This window comes from Streptomyces deserti (assembly GCF_054782695.1).
Genome location: NZ_BAAGRZ010000001.1, coordinates 774,972 through 788,076 on the forward strand (window position 1 = coordinate 774,972; position 13,105 = coordinate 788,076).

Here is a 13,105-nt window from a genome sequence, read left to right on the forward strand (position 1 = left end):
CGGGATCACTGCTTGACCGATCGTTCCAGAAAAGCCTAGGCTGCGGCACGTGGCCAGGACCAAGGAGTTCGATCCGGACGCCGCGCTCCAGGCAGCTCTCGAGCTGTTCTGGCAGCGCGGCTACGAGGCGACGTCGATGGCCGACCTCGTCGAGCACCTCGGCATCGGACGCGCCAGCCTCTACGCGACCTTCGGCAGCAAGCACGAGCTGTACCTGAAGGCGCTGGACCGCTATCAGCAGGCGCGACTCCCGGAGGTGCTGCGGGAGCTGTCCCAGCCGGGACCCGCGCTGCCGGCCGTACGAGCGGTCGTACGACGGTTCGCCGCCGAGGCGGCGGCCGAGACGAGCCGTCTGAACGGCTGCTTCGTCACCAACACGGCGGCCGAGCTGGCCCCGCACGACCCCTCCGCCGCGCGGTACGTCGAGCGCAACTGGGACCAGCTGGAGACCATGCTGCACTCGGCCCTCGTCCGCGCATGCGCCCAGGGCGAGCTGTCCGCCGGCCGCGATCCGCTCACCCTGGCCCGCATGCTGCTGGTGCTGCTGCAGGGCCTGCGCGTGGTCGGCAAGGCGTCCTCGGACCCGGCCCGGGTCCGGGACGCCGCGGAACAGGCACTGGCGCTGCTCGACTGAGACACCCCTCGCCGAGGGGTGTTTTTCACAACCACATTATTTTTTCACACCCACATACTGAACCGATCGGTCAAGAAAAGGGGAGATCATGACCACCACCACCGCACGCGCCCGCTTCACCGACCGCACCGTCCTCGTCACCGGCGCGGGCTCCGGCATCGGGCGGGCCGTCGCCCTCGCGTTCGCCGCCGAGGGAGCGAACGTCGTCGTCGCCGGGCGCCGGCGCGAGCCGCTGGACGAGACCGTCGCACTCATCGAGGAGCGGGGCGGCAAGGCGCTCGCCGTGACCGCGGACGTCTCGCGGGCGGAGGACGCCGACGCGCTGGTCCGTGCGGCGGTGGACCGCTTCGGCGCGCTCGACGTGGCGGTCAACAACGCGGGCGTCTTCCGGGGCGGGCAGCCCCTGGCCGACCTTCCGCGGGCCGACTGGCACACGCAGCTGGACATCAACGTCACCGGCGTGTTCCACGCCCTGCAGGCGGAGATCCGCCGCATGCGGACCCAGCCGTCCGGCGGCGCGATCGTCAACGTCTCCTCCACCTTCGGGGCGCACACCAGCCCGGCCGGCGCCGCCGCGTACGCCGCCACCAAGGCCGCCGTGACCGCCCTCAGCCGGGGCGCCGCCCGGGACCACATCGGCGACGGCGTCCGCATCAACGTGGTCAGCCCCGGCGCCACCGACACCCCCATGTCCCTCGGCCCGGGCGAGACGGAGGCCGAGCGGGCGGAGCGCATGAGGACCACGGTCCCGCTCGGCCGGATCTCCACGGTGGACGAGGTGGCGGCCGCCGTGCTGTACCTGGCCTCGGACGACGCCGCGTCGGTCGTCGGGGCCGACCTGGTGGTGGACGGCGGCTCCACCGCCTGAGAGCTGTCGAGTTCCTGTCGAGTTCGCCGAGCCGCGCGCCGCTCACCGAGGTGTTCGAGTTACATCGGGTCGTACCCCCACCCGTCACGGAGGTCCGACCCATGACTCCGAACCATCCCCAGCCCTCCCGGCGCACCCTCCTCGGCGGTGCCGCCGCGGCCGCCCTCGCGGTCGCGGCCGGCACCGGCACGGCGCAGGCCGCCCCCGTGCAGGCCACCTGGCCGACCGAGTTCCCGCTGCCGGACGGCTGGCTCCCCGAGGGCATCACCATCGGCAGCAAGCCGTACGCCTACCTGGGCTCCCGCGCCAACGGCGCCATCTACCGCACCGACCTGCGCACCGGCCGGGGCAAGGTGATCCACGAGGGCGCCACCGGCCTGGCGTCCATCGGCCTGAAGATCGACCACGACGGCCTGCTGTACGTCGCCGGCGGAGGCGGCGGCACCGCCCGGCTCGTCGACGCGCGCACCGGCAAGCTCCTCGCCACCCACCAACTCACCGCCACGGGCCACTTCATCAACGACGTCGTCCTGCTCGGCGACCGCGCCTGGTTCACCGACTCGCGCGACGCGGTGCTGTACGGCGTACCGCGCGGCCGGGGCGGAAAGGTCCGCGCCCTGCCGCTCACCGGCGACTGGACGCAGCTGCCGGACGTCATCAACGCCAACGGCATCGTCGGCACGCCCGACGGCCGCGGCCTGATCGTCGTCAAGAGCACCCCGGGCGAGCTGTACCACGTGAGCCTCCGGACCGGGCACGCCACGAAGATCGCCCTGGTCGGTGCAGACAGTGTCGTCAACGGCGACGGGCTCGTCCGCGTCGGCCGCACCCTGTACGTCGTGCAGAACCGGCTGAACAAGGTCACCGTGTTCGACCTCGACGCCAAGATCACCACCGCCACTTTGCGGGGCACGCTCACCGACCCCCGCTTCGACGTCCCCGCCACGGCCGCCCGCTTCGGCGACCGCCTCTACCTCGTCAACGCCCGCTTCACCAGCCCGCAGACGCCGGAGACGACGTTCAACGCGGTGGCGGTGCCGCTGTGACGCTCACCCCTTTCGCCCTGGTGGTCCGCCCGCCGTCGGCGCGGCCGCCGGGCGACGGGCACGGGCCGGGTCCCGGCCGACCGGGACGGCTCAGGCGGGAGGCACCGGCGTTGTCCGCCTGAGCACCCCCGGAGCACTCACAGTCACAGCTCTCGGGTACGCCGCCCGGCGGCCATGCGGCGTCCACGGCCCGTCAACCCTGCTCCTCTAGCGTCCCGTCCCGCCACCCCAACGCACGACCCCGCCGCCGACCGGCGGCGGGGCGGTCACGGCACCTCTTGGAGCGAGAGTGGAACGTCGTACCTTCCTGCGTGCGGCCGCCGTCGGCGGCTCCTCCGCCGTGTTCGGCGGCACCCTGTGGCGCGGCGCCGCGTACGCCGCGCCCGCCCAGCCCGGCACGAGCCCCTACGGCCCGCTGGGCGCGCCGGACGCGAACGGCATCAGACTCCCGTCCGGCTTCACCAGCCGGGTGATCGCCCGGTCCGGCCAGCGGGTCGGGAGCACGTCGTACACCTGGCACAACGCCCCCGACGGCGGCGCCTGTTACGCCGACGGCACGGGCTGGATCTACGTCTCGAACTCGGAGATCAACCCGGGCGGCGGCGCGAGCGCGGTCACGTTCGACTCGACCGGCGCGATCATCGGCGCGTACCGCATCCTGTCCAACACCCGCACCAACTGCGCGGGCGGCAAGACCCCGTGGAACACCTGGCTGTCCTGCGAGGAGGTCGACCGCGGCTACGTCTACGAGACCGACCCGTGGGGCACGAAGGCCGCGGTCCGCCGCGACGCGATGGGCCGCTTCAAACACGAGGCGGCGGCCGCCGACCCGGTCCGCCGGGTCATCTACATGACCGAGGACGTCACCGACGGCTGCTTCTACCGCTTCCGCCCGACGACGTGGGGCGACCTGTCCTCCGGCACCCTGGAGGTGATGGTGGCGGGCAGCGGCACGAGCGGCCCGGTGTCCTGGTCCCGCGTCCCCGACCCCACCGGCGCGACGGCCACCCGCGACCAGGTCTCCGGCGCCAAGCGCTTCAACGGCGGCGAGGGCTGCTACTACGCCGACGACACCTGCTGGTTCACGACGAAGGGCGACAACCGGGTCTGGCAGTACAACGCGGCAGCCCAAACCCTCGAACTCGCCTACGACGACTCCCTGGTGACCTCCGGCACGGCCCCTCTCACCGGCGTCGACAACGTCACCGGCTCCTCCTCCGGCGACCTCTTCGTCGCCGAGGACGGCGGCACCATGGAGATCTGCGTCATCACCCCCGACGACATCGTGGCCCCCTTCCTCCGCATCGACGGCCAGTCCGGCTCGGAGATCACGGGCCCGGCCTTCTCCCCGGACGGCACCCGGCTGTACTTCTCGAGCCAGCGCGGCACGACCGGCAGTTCGTCGGGCGGGATCACGTACGAGGTGCGGGGTCCGTTCCGGGTGTAGCCGCACCCAGGCCCCCCTCCACACAACCATCACGAATTGGTCACCTGACTGTCACCCGTAGCCCCTCGGCCGTACGGTCATCCCCTCACGCACCACCTGTGGGGGGATGACATGACCAACCCGTACATCGCACCGCCCATGCCGCAGCCCGCCCGCCCGGCGCCCCGATGGGCCCGGAAGCGCTATGTGCTGCCCGCGCTGGGCCTGGCCCTCTTCATCGGCGTGGCCATAGGCGCCGGCGGCGACAGCACCACGACGACGGACGCCAAGCCCACGGCCGCCAAACCCCGGCCGACGGTCACGGTGACGGCGACCGCGACCGCGACGGAGACGGCGGATCCGGAACCGGCCCCCACGGTGACCGCCACGAAAACCGTCGAGGTCACGAAAACGGTCACCCAACAACCCGCGGCGGGCAACGACACCGGCAACGACGACTCGGGTGCCGAGTACGTCTACTACGCCAACTGCAGCGAGGTCCGCGCCGCCGGCGCCGCCCCCATCCGGCGCGGTGAACCCGGCTACGCCTCCCACCTGGACCGCGACAACGACGGGGTGGCCTGCGACACCTGACGTGATCACGCAGGTGACCATCCGCGCGTCCGGCCGTTCCTCCGGTTGGGCAGTCGGCACCCGGCTGCCCGGCCGACGGAAGGAACGCCATCGTGGACACGACCGTCCCCGGACCCGCAGTGCTGCCGCGCGCGGAGTGGGTCAAGACGCTGCCGCAGACCATCGTCGCGTCCTGCGTACTGCTCCATGACCCCGAGGACCGGATCCTGCTGCTGCGCTACGCCGAGGGCCGGCCCGGCGCGGGGACCTGGGGCCTGCCGGGCGGCATGGTCGACCACGGAGAGGACCCTCTCCGTGCCGCGCGCCGGGAGCTGTCCGAGGAGACCGGCATCGTCCTCGACCACCTTCGGTTCCTCGGCTACGACCACCGGGCCGACGTGAAGGGAACGGGCCCGGTGATCGACTTCTACTTCTACGGCGGCGTCCTCCCGGCCGGGCAGACCATCAGGCGCAGCTTCGAGCACGACGGGGACGGCTGGTTCGGACTGGCCGAGTTGGGGGCGACTCCTCTTACGGGACGCCTGTCGGCCCTCGCCGCGCTGCACGGCGCCGCGCGGTCCGGGGCCGTCGTGTGCCTGCGGGAAGGGAAACCCCTGTGACGGCGGTCCGGTGAGTCGGTGGACATGCCACCGGCCGCTGATCGGCCCTCGCCCCGGAACGGCGCGCCGGGGAGACTGGGGATCCTGTGATGCCGTCCTTGAAGGAGCTGTGATGCAGGTAGCCGTGGTCACCTTCGACGGGTTCAACGAGCTCGACAGCTTCATCGCTTCCGCGTTGATCAACCGGTGCCGCAAGGACGGTTTGGAAGCCTTCATCACGACACCGACGCCGGTGGTCACCTCCATGAACGGCGTCGAGGTGACCGGGCAGCGCCCGATGGAGTTCGTGACCGAAGCCGACGTCGTGCTGATCGGCAGCGGAGTGAGGACGCGAGACGTGGTCGCCGACGACCGGCTGATCTCCCGGCTGCCGCTCGACCCTTCGCGACAGCTGATCGGTGCGCAGTGCTCCGGCGTGCTGGTGCTCGCCCGGCTCGGCTTGCTGGATGGCATGCCGGTCTGCACGGACATGAAGAGCCGGCCCTTCGTGGAGGCCTGCGACGTCACCGTGCTGGACGCGCCGTTCCACGCGGAGGGGAACATCGCTACGGCGGGCGGTTGCCTGGCGTCCCAGTACCTCGCCACCTGGGTGATCAGCCGAACGCTCGGGGAGGACGCCGCGCGCGACGTCATCGACTACGTGGCTCCGGTCGGCGAGAATCAGGCGACTGTCGAGCGCGCGATGCGTGCCGTCCACGCGGGCGGGGCCGCACTGCGCTGACGCCCCGCGACCCACTGGAAGCGGAGCCCATGCCCGCCGCTCGGGCCGGGACCGGCGCGCCCCTCACACCCTGCCCGGGTCGAGGACAGCCGGGGCCTGGGCGGCGAGTTCCCTGAGGGGTTCACCGCTCAGCCGGCACACCGTCCACTCGTCCAGGAGCTCCACGCCGAGCGACTTGTAGAAGTCGATCGTCGGCTCGTTCCAGGCCAGGACCCACCACTCGAAGCGCTCGTAGCCGTTCTGCCGGCAGACCGCGGCCAGGGAGGCGAGCAGAGCCTTGCCGTGTCCTCCGCCTCGGGCGTGCGGCCGTACGTAGAGGTCCTCCAGGTGCATGCCGCGCGTGCCGGTCCAGGTCGAGAAACGGGGGAACCACAGGGCGTAGCCCACGGCCTTGCCCGTCTCGTCGTCCTCGGCGATCAGTGCGAACGCGGCGGGATGTTCTCCGAACAGCGCCTCGCGGAGCTGCTCCCCGGTCGCTCGGGCCTGGTCAACAGCCCGTTCGTACTCGGCGAGTTCACGGATCATCGCGCGGATCTCCGCGATGTCGTCGACACTGGCGGCCCGGATCATGCCGGAGATCATCGGCCACCGTGCCGAGCCGTGTCCATCCCATTCCGCGCCTTCTCAGCGGCGTGCACCCGACCGTGGGCCGGCCGCCGGGCGGCCTCGACGGATGATCCGCGGAAGTCATCCGAGCCGCGGGTGTGCCGAGAAAAGCCTTGTGGGGCATCGACAAGCCTGGCGATGCTGCCCCGATGATGACTTCCGTCGTTGCGTTCGTCGGTGCGGCCTTCCTGATCGCCATGGTGCCAGGGCCGAGCACGGTCGTGATCCTGCGCCGAGCGGTGGTGAACGGCCGCAGGACCGGCATGGCCACGGTCCTGGGCAATGAGTGCGGGGTGCTGCTGTGGGGCCTCGCCGCGGCCTTCGGTCTCTCGGCCCTGCTGCTGGCCTCACAGGTCGCCTACGACGTCATCCGGATCGCCGGCGCCGCGGTGCTGGTGTGGATGGGAGCGCGGGCCTTGTGGCAGGCGAGGCGAGCCGGCCGGCCGGCCGGACGAGGGACCAGCGGAAACAGCCGCGGTGTCGCTTCGGCGGGCGTACTGGCAGGGCCTGGTCACCAACTTCGCCAATCCGAAGGCCGGTGTGTTCGCCGTTTCCTTCCTGCCGCAGTTCGTTCCGCAGGGAGCCCCTGTTCTTCCGACGCTGCTCGCCCTGTCGGTGATCTGGGCCGTGGTCGACCTGATCTGGTACCTGCCGATGGTCTGGCTGGCAGGACGCGTGGGAGGAGCGCTTCAGCGGCAGTCCGTCCGGCGCCGGATGGAACAGGTCTCCGGGGCGGTCCTGGTCGGACTGGGGGTGCGTCTGGCTACCGAGTCCTAGAAACCGTTGTCAGCGCGGCCGGGTAACCGGCCCGGCTTTCCTGGGCCGTAGTGGGAGGCGGAGAGGCCGGGCGCCGCTGTTGTCGGCTTCCGCCGGTCACGCGCCGAGCGCGTCCACGAGGGGGTCGCCGAGGCCGGCCACCCAGTCCTCCCGCCGCCCCGGTCGCGGCTCCTGCCGGACCTGACGGAGGCGAAGCGCCGGCACCCGGCCGCGCGTCGCCGACGCGGCGGCCACGCACTCGTGCAGCGGCTCGGCCGTCACCCGCGGCTCCCCGATCCGGATCCGGGCCAGCGCCTGGTCCGTCGTGACGATCGCCCGCTGCATCTGCTCACGCGCGACGGAGTCGAGGCCGCCGAGCGCGGACGCGCCTCTCGCCGCCCAGGCGACACCCGGGCAGGCCGCGCTCCGGCGCCTGGGGGAGCCACTGCGCTTCCCGCCCCGTGCGATCCGGTCAGGCCGTGGGCGCGTCCAGCGTCGGCTTCCGCTTCACGTCGGTCACCTCCACGCCCTCCGTCTCCGGAGCCCCGAACGCTTCGACGATCACCCCGCTGCTGGTGCCGGTGACCTCCAAAGCCAAGTGGCTGCCTATCATGCGCAGGTCGAGCCTCGCCCGGGGCGCGCCCGCGTGGTTCGCAATCCGGTGAATCCGCGACACCGGGTAGTCCAGACCCGTGAGCTTCCTGTGCATCGCCTGGTAGCTGGTCGTCTTCGTGTTCTCGAACGCCTCGCTGACGCGCCTCGCGTGCTCGCTGCCGCTGCACTTCTCGATGCCGGTCAGCGGCACCTCCTTGACCGGCTTGGGCGCGGTGGAGGCAGGGGACGGCTTCTTCGACGGCGCGGGATCATCCAGGGGAAGCGGTATGTCTCCCTCGGCGTTCGGAACACCCGGCGGGGTCTCGCCCGGCCCGTACCTCGGTGTGTGCTCGCCCTCCCAGCCCGGCAGGTCCTCGGGTCTGGGCACGCCACCGCTGCCGTCGGGGGCGTCCGGGGCGCAGCTCTGCGTGAGGATGCGCTGCATCAGCTCGAGGAACCGCGACTCCGGATCGTCGCCGGGCTCAGCACCAGGCGGGGTTGCCGCCGAGAGGGCGCTTCCCGCGGGCTCCTGACCGGTCGTGGCGTTCTCAGTGCCGCAGCCGGACAGGACCATGCAGCCGAGCACGGCCACGAGAACAGGCTTCGGGAGGGAGATCGATCGCATGCGCGCATCCTGGAGCACGCCGCAGCCGCGCACATGAGTACCCGTACTCAGCGAAGGGACGGCACCCCCGCACAGGTGCCGCCCCTCTTCTTGCCCACCGGAGCCGTCGCCGCGTCGGTGAGGGTCCAGGTGGCCGACAACAGCTCCGGAGTCCCTTACCGGTGGTCGCTGCCCTCCGCCTGCACCGCGGCCCGGCCCGCCTCCAGCCGCGCCACCGGGATCCGGAACGGCGAGCAGGAGACGTAGTCCAGCCCCACCTCGTGGAAGAAGTGGACCGACTCCGGGTCACCGCCGTGCTCGCCGCACACGCCGAGCTTCAGGTCGGGGCGGGTGGCGCGGCCGGCCTCGGCGGCGGACCGCACCAGCGAGCCCACGCCGTCCTTGTCGATGGTCTCGAAGGGCGACACACCGAAGATGCCCTTCTCCAGGTACGCCGTGAAGAAGCTCGCCTCCACGTCGTCCCGGCTGAAGCCCCACACCGTCTGGGTCAGGTCGTTCGTGCCGAAGGAGAAGAACTCCGCGGCCTCGGCGATCTGACCGGCGGTCAGCGCGGCGCGCGGCAGCTCGATCATCGTGCCGATCGACAGCTTCAGGGACGTCCCCGTGGCCGCCTCGACCTCGGCGATGACCTTGTCGGCCTCCTCGCGGACGATCTCCAGCTCCTGGACCGTACCGACGAGCGGGATCATGATCTCGGCGCGCGGGTCGCCCTTCGCGGACTTCCGCTCGGCCGCGGCCTCGGCGATCGCCCGGACCTGCATCGTGAACAGGCCGGGGATGACCAGGCCCAGCCGCACACCCCGCAGACCCAGCATCGGGTTCTGCTCGTGCAGGCGGTGCACCGCCTGGAGCAGGCGCAGCTCGTTCTCGTGCGGCTCCTGGCGGGACTCCGCGAGGGCGACACGGACCGACAGCTCGGTGATGTCGGGCAGGAACTCGTGCAGCGGCGGGTCCAGGAGACGGATCGTCACCGGCAGGCCGTCCATCGCCTCGAAGAGTTCGACGAAGTCCTGCTTCTGCAGCGGGAGGAGTCCCTTCAGGGACTCCTCGCGTTCCGCCTCCGTGTCCGCCAGGATCAGGCGTTCCACCAGCTCGCGGCGGTCGCCGAGGAACATGTGCTCCGTACGGCACAGGCCGATGCCCTGCGCCCCGAAGCGGCGGGCGCGCAGCGCGTCCTCGGCGTTGTCCGCGTTGGCGCGCACCCGCAGCCGGCGCTTGCGGTCCGCGAAGGACATCATCCGGTGCACCGCCTCGACCAGCTCGTCGGCGTCGTCGGCGCCCGGGTGCATCCGGCCCTCGAAGTACTCGACGACCGGGGAGGGGACCACCGGGACCTCACCCAGGTAGACCTTGCCCGTGGAGCCGTCGATGGAGATGACGTCGCCCTCCTCGACGACGTGGCCGCCCGGCACCGTCATCCGGCGGCGCTTGGTGTCGACCTCCAGCTCCTCCGCGCCGCAGACGCAGGTCTTGCCCATGCCGCGCGCCACCACGGCCGCGTGCGAGGTCTTGCCACCGCGCGAGGTCAGGATGCCCTCGGCCGCGATCATGCCGTCCAGGTCGTCGGGGTTCGTCTCGCGGCGGATCAAGATGACCTTCTCGCCCGAGCGCGACCACTTCACCGCCGTGTACGAGTCGAAGACCGCCTTGCCGACGGCCGCACCCGGCGAGGCCGCGATGCCCCGGCCCACCTGCTCGACCTTCGCGTGCTCGTCGAAGCGCGGGAACATCAGCTGCGCGAGCTGGGCGCCCGTCACGCGCTGGAGCGCCTCCGCCTCGTCGATGAGGCCCTGGTCCACCAGCTGCGTGGCGATCCGGAAGGCGGCGCCGGCGGTGCGCTTGCCGACGCGCGTCTGGAGCATCCACAGCTGGCCGCGCTCGATGGTGAACTCGATGTCGCAGAGATCCTTGTAGTGGTTCTCCAGGGTCTCCATGATCTGCATCAGCTGGTCGTACGACTTCTTGTCGATGCGCTCCAGGTCGGCGAGCGGGACGGTGTTGCGGATGCCCGCGACCACGTCCTCGCCCTGCGCGTTCTGCAGGTAGTCGCCGTAGACGCCCTGGTGGCCACTCGCGGGGTCCCTGGTGAACGCGACGCCCGTGCCGGAGTCGGGGCCCAGGTTGCCGAAGACCATGGAGCAGACGTTGACGGCCGTGCCCAGGTCGTGCGGGATGCGCTCCTGGCGGCGGTAGAGCTTGGCGCGGTCGCCGTTCCAGGAGTCGAAGACCGCGCGGATGGCGAGGTCCATCTGCTCGCGCGGGTCCTGCGGGAAGTCCCGGCCGGTCTCCTTCTTGACGATCTTCTTGAAGGTGCTGACCAGCTTCTTCAGGTCGGCGGCCGCCAGCTCCGTGTCGACCGTGACCTTCTTGGCCACCTTCGCCTTCTCCAGCGCGTCCTCGAAGAGGTCGCCGTCGACGCCGAGGACGGTCTTGCCGAACATCTGGATGAGGCGGCGGTAGGAGTCCCACGCGAAGCGCTCGTCGCCGGCCTGCGCGGCCAGGCCCTGCACGGACTTGTCGGACAGGCCGATGTTGAGGACGGTGTCCATCATGCCCGGCATGGAGAACTTGGCGCCGGAGCGGACGGAGACCAGCAGAGGGTTGTCGGCCTGGCCGAGCTTCTTGCCCATGCGGGCCTCGAGCGCCTCGAGGTGCGCACTCACCTCGTCACGCAGTGCCGCCGGCTCCTCGCCGCTCTCCAGGTAGACCTTGCAGGCCTCCGTGGTGATGGTGAAGCCGGGCGGGACCGGAAGGCCCAGGTTCGTCATCTCGGCGAGGTTCGCACCCTTCCCGCCGAGGAGGTCCTTGAGGTCCTTGTTGCCCTCGGTGAAGTCGTAAACGAACTTCACGCCCTCAACGCTCTTACCGTGCTCAGCTACCTGGGGATCTTTGTTTTCCGACACGGGTCTCGACTCCTCGAGGACGCGGTGGCTGCCCTGACGGCGAGGAACATACCCAGATCAAAGGCGTCTGGGTACGTCCACTCGCGCGTCATGTGCCTGTAACCACTCGTCCGCCAGCGGATCGAAAGTCAAGGCTTGGCAAGCGGTCACGGCCGAGTGTTTTCACTTCTTGAACGCGCCAACCTCCGTAGCCCTTCGAAAACGCTCATATGAGCAGCTATCAGCACGAGTGATTTCGCTCGATGAACGATCAAAGGGTGGCACTCAGTGCCACCCTTTGGAGAAGTGCAGTCGCCCAAGATCCGCTCATGTGAGCGCGACCCTTATCAAGGGTGGCGAGAATCACGCTGCCACAGCCGACCGGATTTCACCATGCGGACGCCTCCTGAAACGGAAACACGGCCGTCACACCCCCAGCGCCCGCAACCGCTCCTCCACCCGCTCCGGCGCGTACAGGTACTCCACGACCAGCGCACCGGCCCCCACCAGCCCGGCCCGCTCCCCGAGCCGCGAGGTCACGACCTCCAGATGAGCGGTGGAGCGGGGCAGCGCCCGCTGGTACAGCAGTTCCCGTACGCCCGTGAGGAACGGTGTTCCGGCCAGATCCCCGGCGATCATCAGCACCCCGGGGTTGAGCAGCGTGACGACGGTCGCCAGGACGTCCCCGACATGGCGCCCCGCCTCCCGCGCGAGTCCGACCGCCTCCGGATGTCCGGCCGCCAGCAGGTCCCGTACGTCCGAACCGGAGGCCGCCGGCACCCCGGTCTCCGCCAGCCGCCGCGCCACGGCGCCGCCGCTCGCCACGGCGGCCAGGCAGCCGTACGACCCGCACCGGCACAGCGCCTGGGCGCCCTCCGGCACCCGGATGTGCCCGATGTCCCCGGCGCCCCCGTCGATGCCCCGGTAGACCGAGCCGTCGACCACCACCCCCGCACCGATACCGGTGGAGACCTTGACCAGCACGAACGCCGAGCAGTCCGGGTACGCCGTGCGCTGTTCGCCGTACGCCATGAGGTTGGCGTCGTTGTCGACGAGCACCGGCACCGGGGCGGCACCCGTGTGCTCGGTGAAGGCGCGGGCCAGGCGGCTCCGTATGTCGTAGCCGTCCCAGCCGGGCATGATCGGCGGCTGCACGACCCGGCCGGTCTCGCTGTCGACGGGGCCGGGCACGGCCAGACCGATGCCGCAGACCTCGTCCGCCCGGTGTCCGGCCTTCTCCAGCAGCTCCGCGAACCAGCGGCCCAACTCGCCGAGTACGGCGTCCGGGCCGTCCTCGATGACCAGCGTGCCCGAGTGTTCGGCGAGGATCTCGCCGGTGAGGGTCAGGACGGCGGCGCGGGCGTGCCGGGTGTCGAGGTCGGCGGCGAGGACGACGGCGTGTTCGTCGTCGAACTCCAGGGTGATGGAGGGCCGGCCGCCCAGCGGCGAGTCCACCGGCCCTCCGGCGCCCTCGCGCAGCCAGCCCGCGCGGAAGAGGCGGTCGAGGCGCTGGCCGACCGTGGCGCGGGACAGTCCCGTCACCTGCTGGAGGGCACCCCGGGTCGTGGCACGGCCGCTGCGCACCAGTTCGAGCAGATCGCCGGCGCTCGCCTGGCTCCCGCCCTTTCCGGTCCTCCCTGGCCGTCCGGTCATGCACACCCCCTTGTGTTTCCCAACCCGCATTACATATTGGGTTTTGCGTGTTAAATAGACGTAACCCTACGGTAGCCATGACCGAACCGGTCGGCCGGACG

The 13,105-nt window shown here is 71.1% G+C and carries 12 protein-coding genes and 1 pseudogene; 8 read left to right on the forward strand and 5 right to left on the reverse strand.

All coding sequences use genetic code 11. The features are described from left to right. The first annotated feature begins 49 nt into the window (after positions 1 to 49). The 7 genes from ACYVMZ_RS03510 to ACYVMZ_RS03540 all read left to right on the forward strand — a co-directional run bounded on the left by ACYVMZ_RS03510 (position 50) and on the right by ACYVMZ_RS03540 (position 5,888). Complete coding sequence (locus tag ACYVMZ_RS03510; RefSeq protein WP_461075269.1) at positions 50 to 634, forward strand: TetR/AcrR family transcriptional regulator; 585 nt, start codon at positions 50 to 52, stop codon at positions 632 to 634. 88 nt (positions 635 to 722) lie between these two features. Next, positions 723 to 1,502, forward strand: a complete 780-nt coding sequence (locus tag ACYVMZ_RS03515; RefSeq protein ID WP_461075271.1) for an SDR family NAD(P)-dependent oxidoreductase — start codon at positions 723 to 725, stop codon at positions 1,500 to 1,502. Between the two features lie 101 nt (positions 1,503 to 1,603). Beyond that, complete coding sequence (locus ACYVMZ_RS03520; RefSeq protein WP_461075273.1) at positions 1,604 to 2,548, forward strand: SMP-30/gluconolactonase/LRE family protein; 945 nt, start codon at positions 1,604 to 1,606, stop codon at positions 2,546 to 2,548. Positions 2,549 to 2,837: 289 nt separating this feature from the next. Beyond that, positions 2,838 to 3,995: an alkaline phosphatase PhoX gene (locus tag ACYVMZ_RS03525; protein WP_461075275.1), complete on the forward strand. Its 1,158-nt coding sequence runs from the start codon at positions 2,838 to 2,840 to the stop codon at positions 3,993 to 3,995. A gap of 111 nt (positions 3,996 to 4,106) precedes the next feature. Continuing rightward, on the forward strand, positions 4,107 to 4,568 hold the full coding sequence (locus tag ACYVMZ_RS03530) for an excalibur calcium-binding domain-containing protein (RefSeq protein WP_461075277.1): 462 nt from the start codon (positions 4,107 to 4,109) through the stop codon (positions 4,566 to 4,568). 92 nt (positions 4,569 to 4,660) lie between these two features. Then, positions 4,661 to 5,167, forward strand: a complete 507-nt coding sequence (locus tag ACYVMZ_RS03535; protein WP_461075279.1) for an NUDIX hydrolase — start codon at positions 4,661 to 4,663, stop codon at positions 5,165 to 5,167. Between the two features lie 112 nt (positions 5,168 to 5,279). Next, a complete protein-coding gene (locus ACYVMZ_RS03540; RefSeq protein WP_461075281.1) occupies positions 5,280 to 5,888 on the forward strand; it encodes a DJ-1/PfpI family protein in 609 nt (202 codons plus the stop codon). A gap of 63 nt (positions 5,889 to 5,951) precedes the next feature. Here ACYVMZ_RS03540 and ACYVMZ_RS03545 read toward each other — a convergent pair whose 3' ends face one another. Further along, on the reverse strand, positions 5,952 to 6,458 hold the full coding sequence (locus ACYVMZ_RS03545) for a GNAT family N-acetyltransferase (RefSeq protein WP_461075283.1): 507 nt from the start codon (positions 6,456 to 6,458) through the stop codon (positions 5,952 to 5,954). 185 nt (positions 6,459 to 6,643) lie between these two features. On the opposite strand from ACYVMZ_RS03545, the pseudogene ACYVMZ_RS03550 reads away from it, so the two are divergent. Then, positions 6,644 to 7,271 (forward strand): annotated as a pseudogene (locus tag ACYVMZ_RS03550) (LysE family translocator). A gap of 96 nt (positions 7,272 to 7,367) precedes the next feature. Here ACYVMZ_RS03550 and ACYVMZ_RS03555 read toward each other — a convergent pair. The 4 genes from ACYVMZ_RS03555 to ACYVMZ_RS03570 all read right to left on the reverse strand — a co-directional run bounded on the left by ACYVMZ_RS03555 (position 7,368) and on the right by ACYVMZ_RS03570 (position 13,004). Then, on the reverse strand, positions 7,368 to 7,595 hold the full coding sequence (locus ACYVMZ_RS03555) for a hypothetical protein (protein WP_461075285.1): 228 nt from the start codon (positions 7,593 to 7,595) through the stop codon (positions 7,368 to 7,370). Between the two features lie 127 nt (positions 7,596 to 7,722). Next, a complete protein-coding gene (locus ACYVMZ_RS03560; protein WP_461075287.1) occupies positions 7,723 to 8,469 on the reverse strand; it encodes a hypothetical protein in 747 nt (248 codons plus the stop codon). A 155-nt stretch (positions 8,470 to 8,624) separates the two neighbouring features. Further along, positions 8,625 to 11,372, reverse strand: coding sequence for a pyruvate, phosphate dikinase (gene ppdK, locus ACYVMZ_RS03565; protein WP_461075289.1), 2,748 nt, complete (start codon positions 11,370 to 11,372; stop codon positions 8,625 to 8,627). A 405-nt stretch (positions 11,373 to 11,777) separates the two neighbouring features. Then, positions 11,778 to 13,004, reverse strand: a complete 1,227-nt coding sequence (locus ACYVMZ_RS03570) for an ROK family protein (RefSeq protein WP_461075291.1) — start codon at positions 13,002 to 13,004, stop codon at positions 11,778 to 11,780. Positions 13,005 to 13,105: the final 101 nt, after the last annotated feature.

Excerpts from the sequence above, each read along its gene's own strand:
- ACYVMZ_RS03530 (WP_461075277.1), top strand. The coding sequence starts at position 4,107 with ATGACCAACCCGTACATCGCACCGCCCATGCCGCAGCCCGCCCGCCCG.
- ACYVMZ_RS03560 (WP_461075287.1), bottom strand. The coding sequence starts at position 8,469 with ATGCGATCGATCTCCCTCCCGAAGCCTGTTCTCGTGGCCGTGCTCGGC.
- ACYVMZ_RS03515 (WP_461075271.1), top strand. The coding sequence starts at position 723 with ATGACCACCACCACCGCACGCGCCCGCTTCACCGACCGCACCGTCCTC.
- ACYVMZ_RS03545 (WP_461075283.1), bottom strand. The coding sequence starts at position 6,458 with ATGATCCGGGCCGCCAGTGTCGACGACATCGCGGAGATCCGCGCGATG.
- ACYVMZ_RS03555 (WP_461075285.1), bottom strand. The coding sequence starts at position 7,595 with ATGCAGCGGGCGATCGTCACGACGGACCAGGCGCTGGCCCGGATCCGG.
- ACYVMZ_RS03520 (WP_461075273.1), top strand. The coding sequence starts at position 1,604 with ATGACTCCGAACCATCCCCAGCCCTCCCGGCGCACCCTCCTCGGCGGT.
- ACYVMZ_RS03570 (WP_461075291.1), bottom strand. The coding sequence starts at position 13,004 with ATGACCGGACGGCCAGGGAGGACCGGAAAGGGCGGGAGCCAGGCGAGC.
- ACYVMZ_RS03540 (WP_461075281.1), top strand. The coding sequence starts at position 5,280 with ATGCAGGTAGCCGTGGTCACCTTCGACGGGTTCAACGAGCTCGACAGC.